The 11,340-nt window shown below is 60.6% G+C and carries 10 protein-coding genes and 1 pseudogene; 2 read left to right on the top strand and 9 right to left on the bottom strand.

Annotation, left to right across the window (positions count from 1 at the left end):
• Positions 1–71: 71 nt before the first annotated feature.
• From ACCD00_RS15465 to ACCD00_RS15445, 5 genes are all read right to left on the bottom strand, one after another.
• Positions 72–692: a DUF1120 domain-containing protein gene (locus ACCD00_RS15465; RefSeq protein WP_413425799.1), complete on the bottom strand. Its 621-nt coding sequence runs from the start codon at positions 690–692 to the stop codon at positions 72–74.
• A 73-nt stretch (positions 693–765) separates the two neighbouring features.
• Positions 766–1,908, bottom strand: a complete 1,143-nt coding sequence (locus ACCD00_RS15460; protein WP_413425797.1) for a DUF1120 domain-containing protein — start codon at positions 1,906–1,908, stop codon at positions 766–768.
• A gap of 10 nt (positions 1,909–1,918) precedes the next feature.
• Positions 1,919–4,396, bottom strand: a complete 2,478-nt coding sequence (locus ACCD00_RS15455) for a fimbria/pilus outer membrane usher protein (protein WP_413425795.1) — start codon at positions 4,394–4,396, stop codon at positions 1,919–1,921.
• 132 nt (positions 4,397–4,528) lie between these two features.
• Positions 4,529–5,242 (bottom strand): fimbria/pilus chaperone family protein, encoded by a 714-nt coding sequence (locus ACCD00_RS15450; RefSeq protein ID WP_413425793.1) that lies wholly within the window; start codon positions 5,240–5,242, stop codon positions 4,529–4,531.
• A gap of 182 nt (positions 5,243–5,424) precedes the next feature.
• Positions 5,425–6,045: a DUF1120 domain-containing protein gene (locus ACCD00_RS15445; RefSeq protein WP_413425791.1), complete on the bottom strand. Its 621-nt coding sequence runs from the start codon at positions 6,043–6,045 to the stop codon at positions 5,425–5,427.
• Between the two features lie 377 nt (positions 6,046–6,422).
• Between ACCD00_RS15445 and ACCD00_RS15440 the strand changes: the two genes are divergently transcribed.
• Together ACCD00_RS15440 and ACCD00_RS15435 are read left to right on the top strand one after the other, a co-directional pair.
• Positions 6,423–7,049: a response regulator gene (locus tag ACCD00_RS15440; RefSeq protein ID WP_413425789.1), complete on the top strand. Its 627-nt coding sequence runs from the start codon at positions 6,423–6,425 to the stop codon at positions 7,047–7,049.
• A gap of 58 nt (positions 7,050–7,107) precedes the next feature.
• Positions 7,108–7,272, top strand: a pseudogene (locus tag ACCD00_RS15435) (hypothetical protein); the annotation flags it as partial.
• 124 nt (positions 7,273–7,396) lie between these two features.
• Here the strand turns inward: ACCD00_RS15435 and ACCD00_RS15430 are convergent.
• The 4 genes from ACCD00_RS15430 to ACCD00_RS15415 form a co-directional block, all read right to left on the bottom strand.
• Positions 7,397–8,047: a DUF1120 domain-containing protein gene (locus ACCD00_RS15430; RefSeq protein WP_413425787.1), complete on the bottom strand. Its 651-nt coding sequence runs from the start codon at positions 8,045–8,047 to the stop codon at positions 7,397–7,399.
• Between the two features lie 67 nt (positions 8,048–8,114).
• Positions 8,115–8,729 carry a DUF1120 domain-containing protein gene (locus ACCD00_RS15425; protein WP_413425785.1) on the bottom strand — a complete coding sequence of 205 codons (615 nt, stop codon included), beginning with the start codon at positions 8,727–8,729 and terminating at the stop codon, positions 8,115–8,117.
• An 85-nt stretch (positions 8,730–8,814) separates the two neighbouring features.
• On the bottom strand, positions 8,815–9,957 hold the full coding sequence (locus ACCD00_RS15420; protein ID WP_413425783.1) for a DUF1120 domain-containing protein: 1,143 nt from the start codon (positions 9,955–9,957) through the stop codon (positions 8,815–8,817).
• Positions 9,958–9,967: 10 nt separating this feature from the next.
• The coding region (locus tag ACCD00_RS15415) for a fimbria/pilus outer membrane usher protein (RefSeq protein WP_413425781.1) at positions 9,968–11,340 on the bottom strand (1,373 nt) is incomplete at its 5' end.

Here is an 11,340-nt window from a genome sequence, read left to right as displayed (position 1 = left end):
CGTGACATCCGGAACCGGTAGATGCCGAACCCTTCGGTCGCAGTCGCACCGAAGGGTTCGGCGTTGCAGGCCTACAGGTATACCACTTCGAAGGTTACCGAACCATCGAGGGTGAAGTCGTCAATCAGGGTGAGGCTGTCGGTAGGATGGATCACGGTTTTTATCCGCAGATCCATCGTCGCGTTGTTCACCATGATTGGTTTGGTGTGGTCAGTGGTGGAGCTGACCGACCACAGTTCATCACGGAAAATTTCTGAGGCGCTCTTCCAGGTTCTCCCCTCATCCATTGAGTAGATCGCTTGGGCGCTCGCCCCATCCGCCAGTGTTTGGGTGATATTCAGGAAAAAATACCCCGGTTTTTCACCTGCGGGCGTCAATCTCATTCCAAAGTAGGTGTAATTCGCAATATCCAGATAGGGATGATTGTCGATGACCCTCAGTGCGACCAGTCTCGGCGCCCCACATGTGAGGTTCAATTGAAGGTCGCGATCTGCTAATTCAGTGGGCTCAGTGGTGTTCAGATTTTTGACCAGGAGCTTGCCGTAGTCCACTACACCGCCGCCGGAAAAACCAGGAGTGCAGGCTTGCGGGGTGATGGTGCCGGTAACAGTCAGGTCAGTCGAAGACGCAAGGGCATAAGGCGCGAGGCTGATCAGAGCGGTTGCGGAGAGTGCTGCGAAGTAATGTTTCATTCTTTTCCTTTTTCGGGGTTTTCCCTGGTTGTACCCGGGCACGTGATGGCCTCCAGTTCGCCAGGGGTGGGTGTTACAGGTAAACGATTTCGATCGTGCCCGAGCCGTCGAGGTGGACGGCGCTGCTCAGATCCAGGTTTTCGGTGGGGGCGATGACCGCCTCGACCGTGACGGCGGCGCTGAGGTTCTGGATCGCGACAGGGCCCGAGATGCTGCCGGCAAGGTCGGTGAACCCCAGGTAGCTGTTTTGGGCGAGTGGAATCGGGCTCGTGCTGGCCGTGCTCCAGGCCGTGCCACCGGTGGTGGAGTCGGTTCGAAACAGCCGCGCATAGCTGTCGGCGCTGGCGCTGCCCGGGTCGAGGGTCAGCGAATACAGGCCGATTTTGTTGTTGCGGCCGTCCACGTCCAGGCCGTAGTAAATTTCGCTGTTCACCGTCGCCGAACCGGTGCGGTTGTCGTGCATGCGCAGGGCGAAATGCGTCGGTGCATCGCAGCCGACCTGCAGGTTCAACCCCTTGGGCGGCAGGCGGGTGCTTTTATCGGTGTTCAGATCGTTTTTGGACATTCGGCCAAAATCCACCAGGCCACCGTTTGACAGGTTCACGTTGCATGCCCCAGGGGCGAAGCTGGCACGCAGGGCGATTTCCCTGGAGCGTCCGGCGGCGACCGCATCGAGCAGACCCGTGGCCTCCCAGACCACCGCGTCGCGCACTTGTGATGCCTGCTCTTGGGCCCAGGCCGTCAATTCAAGCTGTGCCGAAAAGCTCTGCCCCTTGGCAACTGCACCGGCTCGCACCGGGACGATTGCCTGCTCCGGCCGCCACAGCAGGCTCGACGCTGTGGCTTCCGGCGTCTGACCGGTGGCGGAGATCAGCCCCAGGTCGACTGACTGCCCATCGAGTACCGCATGGCTTGCGCGCACAGCGTAGCTGCCCCGGTCGGCCAGGCGAAAACGTTCGGCGGTCGCGGCCATGGCGCGATAGAACACGGTCATGTCAGTGGGTTGTGAGCAGCTCAGGGTCAGGCTCACGCGGCGTTCGCCCAGCGTACGTTCAGGCAGGCTGTCGGCGCGGATCGCACGGTTCATCAAGCCGTAATCGAGTACCGGCTGGCTCACGCTGAGCTGACAGTCGTTGGCGAAGGCCCAGGCGTGCGGTGCCATTGTGCTCAGCGACAGAGCGCCAAGGGTCAGAAACAAGGGGCGGGACAGGTTCATGCGGTCATCCTCAAAGCGCTCGGCACTGGGCGGCGGCGGTTTCGTAGTACGCGTCGGTATCGGCTTTGGCCGGCAGCTCGAAGCTCAATTGGCAGCGGTCCATGCCCGGTGCAGTGATCCACAGGGTCGGGCTGTCCAGTACGTTCGGCAGGAACACCACGCCGCCTTCCTGGGCGAGCGTGACGAACTCGCCGTCTTCGGTATTCACCGTGGCGCCACGGGGCAGTGGCGCACCGTTGGCGGTGGTGACCTTGAGCAACGCACGGCGGGTCTGGGTGATGCCGAAGTCGATTTTGTCGACGGCGCCGCGCCCGGCGGAGACCACCGCCAGCCCATTGTTGATATCGAGGTTGCGCGGCAGCGAACGGGTGTCGACTTCCACTGCGCTGCGACCATAGGCCGTCAGTTGTGACACCACCGCGTTGCCTTTGCTGTCGGTCCAGACCGGACCACTCGGGGTCGAGACCTTGATCGAGTCGGCATCGCCGACCGACACCAGTGCAAAGGTTTCGCGCACTGGGTAGGGCGTGAACGTCACGCCGTCACCGTGCAACACGGCACCCCCGCGCGCGCCCGCCTGATAACTCGAACGCTCGGCATCGGAGCGGGTGTAGTTCAGGTCCAGCTGGCTGTAGCGCGGCAACAGCGAAACACCGGCGGAGGTCTGCACTTGCTTGTCACGCGTGTCGTGTTCGACGCCGACCCGGTAGCTCAGTTGATCGTTGACCTGTTCGCTCAGGCCGACGCCGCTGCGGTATTCACCGCCGGCATTGCGCACCCAGGTGCGCGCCCGGCGGGTTTCACCCAGCGGAATGCTCAGGTTCAGATACACGCTGTCATCACTGCTCTGGGTACCGCTGACTTGCCATTGCGCCGAGGCCGAAACCGAGACGCCGCCGATATTGGTGCCCCACGAGAGCAGCGCGCGGTTGCTGCTTTGCCCGTCGAACGAGGTCGAACGGCTGACACTGCCGCTGAAAGCGCCCAGCCCCGGTGGGGACCAGCTCAGCCCCAGCGTTTGCTGGTCGCGATTACGGGAGTGGCTGCGCTCGGACTCGATTGCGGCCACGGCTTCCGACAGATCGCTGTATCCGAACGTGCGGTGCGAGGTGCTGGCATTCACCGACCACTGTTCACCCACGCGTTGCGATATGCCCAGATCCGCCTGAACACCTTTTGCAGGTTTCCCGGCGCGGATATCGGAGGCTTGCAGGGTGGTCTGGATCTGCGTGTTCTTGCCGGGCTGCAAGCCCAGGCCGGCACCCGCGGCGAGGTAGTCGGTGGCACCAGTGGCGCCGGCACTCAATTGCATCAGCGGGCTCAGTGCGCCGGTCCAGCCACCGCTGACCACCCAAGGGTCGTTGCCCTGGGTGTCGCCGGTGTTGCGTACCTGGCCGGCGGCCAGGGAAAAACCGGGGGCGGGCAAGCCGACCCCGAGCAGGGCCGCGGGGATGGTAAAGCGCTGCTCGCTGCCATCGGTTTCCTTGACCGTGACTTCAACGTCGGAACGATTGTCGAGACGGCGCACGTCGTTTAATGAGAACGGGCCGGCCGGTACCACCGTCGAGTGGATCAACGAGCCGTTCTGGCGGACTTCCACCTGAGCCTGGCTCCTGGCAATGCCTTCGATGGGCGAGCCTTGGCCTTCGCTTTGCAATGCCTGTTCGGTCATCAACTGCACGCCAGTGATCTGCGCCCCGGCCAGTACCGGGTTATAGAGGCTGATCTGGCCTGCCTGCAGCACCGTTTCCTGGCTGGCAAACGTCCGCTGGGCGTAGGCCGCCAGATGTGTGGTGGTCGACACGTCGTTTTGCCAGGTCTGCACCTGGCGGCTGCGCACGATCCAGTCCCCGGCGTTGAAGCCCAGCTCGGTGTTGGCTGACAGGTAGCGACTCGACTGGCCAGCGTTATCGCTGAACAGGCTGTTGACGTCGTAATTGAGCAAGGCGGCGAAGCCACCGGTTTGATAACCCGTGAAGTCCCGGGCCGTCGGCCGTATGGCGTCGGTAGGGGCGATCAGCTTAACACTGAGGTTTGCCGGGTCCTGTTCGATGGTCATCTGCGGCCAGGTGCCGAGCGCATCGAAACAGCGCTGGCCGTCGGCCGGTGCAGCCGGTTCAACCAGGTTGGCGGCGTCGAGCAGGGCACGGTCAAAGCACAGCTCACCTTCGTGGTTGAACGCCGCATCCACCCGTCCACGGGGCTGGCCGTTAACGATGAGGGTGATCGGGTGCTTGCCGGCGCTGAAGCGCGGAGCCTGCAGCAATGAGGTTGCCAAAGCCGGGTCGATGCCGCGTTGCGTCAACATTTTCTGGTCGAACGAGGTCAGCAATGCCGCGCCGCTGAGGTCTTCGGCACGGGCATCGAGCAACAGCAGCGCGTTACTCAGCAGCGCCACGGTACTGGCGCGTAGCGTCGACAGACGAGCGTTTACAGCCTGCTTTTCAGGCATGGCTTCGCCATCACGGTATTTGGATACGGTGTTCATGGAGTTCACTGAGTCATTGCCGCTGTGCTGGCTTGATCCACTGCCGCCGCTGGCTTGCGTCGGGGACGGTAACGACCGTCATCCCGAAAGTTCACGCCCACTCTTCCCTGGGGGCGCTGGTTCTACGGTGGTTCAGGGCTTGAGCGGTGCCTCGAACGGCGGCGCTGCGAAGCCATACACCGTGGCCGGCTGGATGCGCACCTGTTTGGCGGTCTGGGTCGATACCGCGACGCTGAGCTTCTCGCCCGGCAACACGTAGGCCTTTGGCAACATCGCATTGCCCGAAGGCAGCAGTTGTACCTCCTGGGCCAGCCGTACGACGTAAGGCGTATCGTTGCTGACGGTCAGTTGGCCGTTGTTCAACGACCATTGCAGGTCGGTCCATGGCGTGCGATTGGGCTTGAGGCCCTTGGGGTGCAGAATCACCGGCAGGTTCTGGCGCACCGTCACACCCACGCGGGCGCTCCCGGCTTCGGCGCCGGCTTTGCCTTGAGGGATGCCTTCAAAGATCACCCTCTTCAGGCGCTGGGTCACCAGGGGCTTTTCCGATTGCAGGATGAAACGGATCAACTGGCTTTTCGAGGCTTCGACCCGGGCCAGCGGCGGGGTCACGAACACCAGTTGCTCGGTGTCTTCGGGGATGTCTTCCAGGGTGATGTGCAATAGGGCCAGGTTGGCATCGGTGTTGGTCACGGTCACGGAGGCTTCGCCGTCGGCCTCGTTGACGATCACCACGGAGGTGTCGGGGACCATGCCGTCAGCCTGGGCCTGGGCGGCCATCAGCAGCACAAAGCCGCCAAAGCCGATGTAGATCAAATGATGTGCAAACTTGAAAATCTTCTTCATGACGTGTCTCGTTGATTGATCAAGCCGTTGACCGCCAGGCATGTGCGCTGAGCGGTGGAAACAGGGGGGCGCAGGCGATCAGCAGCGCTGTCGCGAGGGCAGGGTGGTGAATGTTCACTGGGCTTTTCTTAATGGTTTATTGGGCAACTAACGGCAGGTTCGTTGCCCGGTATTGAGTTGAGTTACAGGTAGACGATTTGCAGGGTGGCCGAGCCGTCGATTTGTGCTTCGTCGGTCAGGGTGAGGTTTTGGGTTGGGGCAATGAAAGGGGAAACGCGCAGATCCACTCTGACATCCTGCAGGGGGTGGGGAACTCTGATTCCGGTGCTGTCGCCAAAGGCAACCAAATAGCCCGGATAAATAGCGGTGTTTCCATCAGTCCATGACACCCCGCCATCGCTCGATTGCAGTATTGCCGATGGAGTGTCTGCAATAACGTTCATAAAATTCAAGACGTACTCCCCGAGCTTCTCATCTCCGTTGATAAAACCCAGCCCGTAGCGGACGGGAGAGGTCGAGGACTCCGCCCTGTTATCAACTGGCATAATCGCAAACAGGGTTTCCGCATCGCAATTCACGGTAAGTTGAAGAGTTTTTTGCCCGAGTGGGGTGGCAGCATCTGGCTTCAGGTCCTTGGCAGCTATTTTCCCGTAATCAAACACGCCACCGCCGGCAAGACTCGGCGTGCAGGCAGCAGGGGTGATGGTGCCGGTGACGGTCAGGTCAGTGCTGGAGGCGGCGAAGGCGGAAGTGGCAGCGCCAAGCAACAAGGCAGTACCCAGTATCGTCAGTTGTTTGTTCATGGTCGTGTGCTCCTCTCGATGAGCGTTTTCAGGTTGATGGCCAAGGCTGCGGGATGTTGGGTATCGGGCTGCTCAAGGGCGACGCAATGTATCCATCGAGGTGAGGATAAGAAATGCAACAAATACGAAAGCGTCGGTTGGCGTACGAATAAGTGTTGTGGGCTACGTAAGCTTTTGGCTATTCAGGCATGAAATTTCCCTGATTTCGTAGGGCTATTTGTTTTGCTCTGTGGGACTAATCTTTTTGTTTTCGGAGTAATGCCCTGGGGGCTTGAAGGCTCTGAAACTGCTTGGAGCAAGGGTTGTTTCTGGGAGTTGTGGTGGCTATAAAACAGGGCTACTTTCATGGCATGCAGTCATGTAGGAAAAGTCCCTCAATGCGAGTCGTAATTGCTGACGATCATTCTGTTGTTCGCGTAGGAATGCGGATGCTCATCAATGCCAGCAGACAATGCGAAATTGTCGGAGAGGCCGATGGCGTAGACGACCTGATGAATGTGCTTTCAAACACCCCCTGTGATCTGTTGATCACCGATTTTTCCATGCCGGGCGGGCAGCAGGTCGATGGCCTGACAATGTTGAATACCCTGCGCCGTCTATACCCGGCAATGCCGGTGATTCTGCTGACAATGTTTACCAGCGTGGCCACCGCGAGGGCGGCGCTGGCTCAAGGGGCGATGGGCATTGTCGCGAAAAACACCTCGGTGTCCGAGCTGCCGGCGGCAATCAATGCGGTGGGGCTGGGGCGGCGATACATCAGTGAGCCCCTGCGCGAACTGCTGGACAACGCGGACCGTCAGCTGGAGGAATCGCCACTGTCGGTCAAGGAATTGGAGGTGGTCAGAATGTTGGCCAACGGCATGACCGTCAGCGAAATCGCCCACCAGGTTAAACGCAGTGTGTCGACTATCAGTAAACAGAAAAACATGGCCATGCTCCGCCTGGGCATCAGTACTGACGTCGAGCTTTTTGCCTATGCCCGCGACAGCGGTATGGCCCACTAACCGCATTGATCACCCGGTTCTACCAAGCGTTTTAACGTCTCGATGCCGGTGACATGTAGCGCATTGCGTCTTCCGTAACGGCAAGATTGGCGAGCATAGCGACAGTTTCAATCTGTGGAAGTGGTCGCGTCAGGCGCTGGGTTTCAAAGGCCTGTTGCCGGGGTGGACGCCAGCCGCTGATAAGATCGCGGCTTGCTGCCTGACCCGCTGGCCTGGCAAGTGACCTTGTAGCTTGTGGGGCTGGATCTTCGGCGTCATTGGCCTGGGTGCGATCATCGCCGGCCTCGGTGCCGGGCGGGCGCTGTGTGTGCAGGTCAGCAGTGAGAAAATCCAGCCATGATTGGAATCTATAAATAGACAAGTTCCAGGGTTGCCGAGCCATCAATGAACACGTCTTCACTCAAGTCCAGCGTCGAGGTCGGTGCGATGACCGCTTGCAGGGTGATCCGGCTGGACAAGTTCCGGATTGCAATGGGCCCTGCGGTGCTGGCGGGTACATCGGTGAAACCCAGATAACTTCGCGCAGCGATCGGTATGGGGGTTGACCGGGATGCACTCCATGCCCGCCCTCCGGTGGTGGAGTCGGTTCGATACACTTGAGGCAGAGCGTCCACTACGGTGTTGACGGGATCGAAACGCAGCGAATACAAGCCAATCCTGTTGCCGCTGCCGTCGAACTTCAGACCGTAATAGATTTCACTGTTGGTGATGGCCGAGCCTTCTCGATTGTCCCGCATGATCAATGCAAAACGCGCAGGCAAATTGCAGTGAATGCTGAAGTCGAGTGTCTCGTCGCGAAGTTGCGTGCGTTTGTCGACGTTCAGCTCCTGCCGGGAGATTTTTCCGAAATCGACAAGGCCGTTGTTGGAAAATGACGGGGTGCAAGCGACTGGCGTCAGGGTGCCGTTGATCGTCAGCTCAACGACTGACGCCGCATGGGCGCAAATTGTCGTACTCAACAACAGCGCCGTTGCCAGGTTGATGGGGATAGGCTTCAACGATAAAATCCTTTTTTTCAGTGGGCCGTAACGGTGCTGAACCGCGGACGGTCCAGCACCTTGTTCCTTACAGGTACTTCACTTCAAGGGTCGCGGAACCGTCGATGTCGATTTCGTCGGTCAGGTCAAGCGAATCAGCGCGGGCGATGTAGGAATCGATCGCGAAGTCGATAGTGACGTTCTGTGCATTGGCCGGGTCCGTTTCGCCGAGTGCTGCCACGGACAAGAGGTAACCAGGTTTTGCCGAATCTGCTTTCGCCCAGGTTGTTCCATCGTCGGCTGACTCGATCGGGTCCAGCTCGGTTGCACCGTCCATGACCGTAATGACCCTGGGGTGATAGAAGCCCAGCTCTTCGCCTTCATTTCCCAAGCCAAGGCCGAACGAACCGGTAAGGCCCGTATTGGGATTATTGTCAATTGGATTCACTGCGAACTTCGTTGCTGCATCGCAGGTCACGGTCAATTGAAGTGGATCAGTGCTGACCAGGGTGTTCTGATCCGGTAAAAGGTCTCCTGCCGAGATTTTGCCCAGATCAATGACACCACCGCTGGAGAGGGTCGGCGTGCAAGCGACTGGCGTGATGAGGCCTGTAACCGTCAGGTCAGTGCTCGACGCTGCGAGCGCAAAAGGAGCCGCGCTGATCAGTGCCGTTGTGGCGAGTGCTGCGAAGTACTTTTTCATGGGTGAAACTCCTTGCTACTGTTGTTGACCTTGAATGCCCCGGGGCACGTCATTGCACCTCGGGTTCAACAAGGCAGAGTGGGTGTTACGGGTAAAGCATTTCGATCGTCGCCGAGCCATCGAGGTGAACGGCGCCGCTCAGGTCCAGGCTCGCGGTGGGAGCAATGACGGCATCGACCGTCACTGTGGTCGTGAGATTCTGGATCGAGGCCGGCCCTGCGCTGCTGCCGGCATTGTTGGTGAAGCCCAGGTAGCTTTTCCGGGCGATCGGTATGGGGTTCGAGCTGGAGGTGCTCCAGGCCACGCCCTGGGTGGTGGAGTCGGTTCGATACACGCGGGCAAAGCTGTCCGCACTGGCATTGGCGGGGTCGACATTCAGTGAGTACAGGCCAATCTTGTTGCTGCGGTTATCCACACCCAGCCCGTAGTAAATCTCGCTGTTGACCGTCGCCGTGCCTGAGCGGTTGTCATGCATGACCAGGGCAAATTGCGTCGGGGCGTCGCAGCCAACCTGCAGGGTCAAATCCCTGGGAGGCAATCGGGTGCCTTTGTCGGGGTTGAGGTCGTTTATCGATAACCGACCGAAATCCACCAGGCCGCCATTGGACAGTTCCACCTTGCACGCGGCGGGCGCAAAGCTGGCGCGCAGGGTTATCTCCCTTGAATGGCCCGTAGCGACTGCGTCGAACAGACCGGTGGTTTCCCAGACAATGGCATCGCGTACCTGCAACGCTTTTTCCGGAGCCCAGGCTGTCAGTTCCAGTTGCGCCGAAAGACTTTGACCTTGCACCGCCACGCCGCCCCGAACCGGAACGATTGCCTGCTGCGGTCGCCAAAGCAGGCTCGAAGCGGTTTCTTCGGGTACCTGGTCGATGGCGGAAATCAGGCCCAGGTCCACCGGTTGCCCATCGAGTACGGCGTCACCCATGCGCACTGCATAGCTACCGCGTTCAGCAAAGCGGAAGCGCTCGGCGGTCGCGGCCATGGCGCGGTAGAACAGGGTCATGTCGGTGGAATGCGGGCAGTTCAGGTTCAGACTCAGGCGGCGCTCGCCCAGGGTTCGCTCTGCGGGGGCATCGCCGCGTATTGCCCGATTCATCAAGCCGTAATCGAGCACCGGCTGACTCAGGGTGAGCAGGCATTCATCGGCGAGCGCCCAGGCCTGAGGCGCAAGTCCGCTCAACATCAGGGTGCCGAGTGTTAACCGTAAAGGGTGGGACAGCTTCATGGGGGCATCCTTAAAGTGTTCGGCACTGGGCGGTGGCGGTCTCGTAATACACCTGGGTATTGGCCTTGGCCGGCAGTTCGAAACGCAGTTCGCAGCGCTCCAGTCCCGGTGCGGTTATCCACAGGTCTCGGGTGTCCAGGGCGTTGGGCAAAAACACCAATCCGCCTTCTTGAACGAGTGTGACGAACTCACCGTTTGCGCTGCTGACCGTCGCGCCACGGGGCAGGGGGGCACCGTTGTCCGTGGTGACTTTGAGCAAGGCACGACGGGTCAACGTGACACCGAATTCGACCTTGTCGACGGCCCCGCGCCCGGCGGAAACCACGGCCAGTCCGTTGTTGATATCGAGGTTGCGTGGCAGCGAGCGGGTGTCGACTTCTACCCGGCTGCGACCATAGGCGCTCAAGTGAGGAACCACGGCGTGACCTTGCCAATCGGTCCAGACCGGACCGCTGGGGGTCGAGACTTTGATGGCGCCTGCGTCGCCTACCGAGAGCAGCGCGAAGGTGTCCCGCACGGGGTATGGCGATAACGTCAAGCCGTCGCCGTGCAGCACAGCGCCGCCGCGCGCGCCAATCTGGTAGCTGGAGTGTTCGGCATCGGAGCGGGTGTAGCTCAGGTCCAATTGGCTGTAGCGCGGCAGCAAGGAAACCCCCACCGAGGACTGCACCTGTTTGTCTCGCGTGTCGTGCTCAACGCCGACCCGGTAACTCAACTGGTCGTTTACCTGTTCGTTCAAGCCGACACCGCTGTGGTATTCGCCAGCGGAACTGCGTACCCAGGTGCGCGCCCGGCGACTTTCACCTAGAGGAATACTGAAACTCAGGTAAACGCTGTCGTCGCTGCGCTGGGTGCCACTGACTTGCCATTGCGCCGTGGCCGACACCGACACTCCGCCGATCCGGGTGCCCCAGGACGCCAGGGCGCGGCTGCTGTTCTGGCTGTCGAATGTCGTCGAACGATTGAAGCCGCTGCTGAACGCGCCAAGCCCGGGGTGTGACCAGGCCAGCGACAGGCTCTGCTGATCGCGGTAGCGCGACTGGCTGCGCTGCGCTTGAGTATCGAACACGGCCTCCGACAGTTCGCGATAGCCGAAGGTCCGGTGCGAAGTTCCGGCATTGATCGACCACTGTTCACTCATGCGTTGCGAAATGTTCAGGTCGGCCTGAAGCCCTCTGGCGGCTTGGCGGGTGCTGGTGTCGGTCGCTTGCAGGGTGGTCTGGATCTGTGTGTCGGCCGCTGGCAACACACTCAGGCCTGTGCCCGCCGCGCGGTAGTCGGCGGCGCCCGTAGCGCCGGTGCTGAGCAGGACATTCGGGGTGAGTGCTCCGCTCCAGCCGCCGCTGATCACCCAGGGCGCGCCGCTCTGTGCCGCGCCGAGAC

The sequence above is a fragment of the Pseudomonas sp. Pseusp3 genome, from assembly GCF_047304225.1.
Classification (GTDB): domain Bacteria; phylum Pseudomonadota; class Gammaproteobacteria; order Pseudomonadales; family Pseudomonadaceae; genus Aquipseudomonas; species Aquipseudomonas fluorescens_CD.
This window is presented reverse-complemented; position numbering and strand designations above follow the sequence as displayed.

Excerpts from the sequence above, each read along its gene's own strand:
- ACCD00_RS15455 (WP_413425795.1), bottom strand. The coding sequence starts at position 4,396 with ATGAACACCGTATCCAAATACCGTGATGGCGAAGCCATGCCTGAAAAG.
- ACCD00_RS15450 (WP_413425793.1), bottom strand. The coding sequence starts at position 5,242 with ATGAAGAAGATTTTCAAGTTTGCACATCATTTGATCTACATCGGCTTT.
- ACCD00_RS15465 (WP_413425799.1), bottom strand. The coding sequence starts at position 692 with ATGAAACATTACTTCGCAGCACTCTCCGCAACCGCTCTGATCAGCCTC.
- ACCD00_RS15420 (WP_413425783.1), bottom strand. The coding sequence starts at position 9,957 with ATGAAGCTGTCCCACCCTTTACGGTTAACACTCGGCACCCTGATGTTG.
- ACCD00_RS15445 (WP_413425791.1), bottom strand. The coding sequence starts at position 6,045 with ATGAACAAACAACTGACGATACTGGGTACTGCCTTGTTGCTTGGCGCT.
- ACCD00_RS15460 (WP_413425797.1), bottom strand. The coding sequence starts at position 1,908 with ATGAACCTGTCCCGCCCCTTGTTTCTGACCCTTGGCGCTCTGTCGCTG.
- ACCD00_RS15425 (WP_413425785.1), bottom strand. The coding sequence starts at position 8,729 with ATGAAAAAGTACTTCGCAGCACTCGCCACAACGGCACTGATCAGCGCG.
- ACCD00_RS15440 (WP_413425789.1), top strand. The coding sequence starts at position 6,423 with ATGCGAGTCGTAATTGCTGACGATCATTCTGTTGTTCGCGTAGGAATG.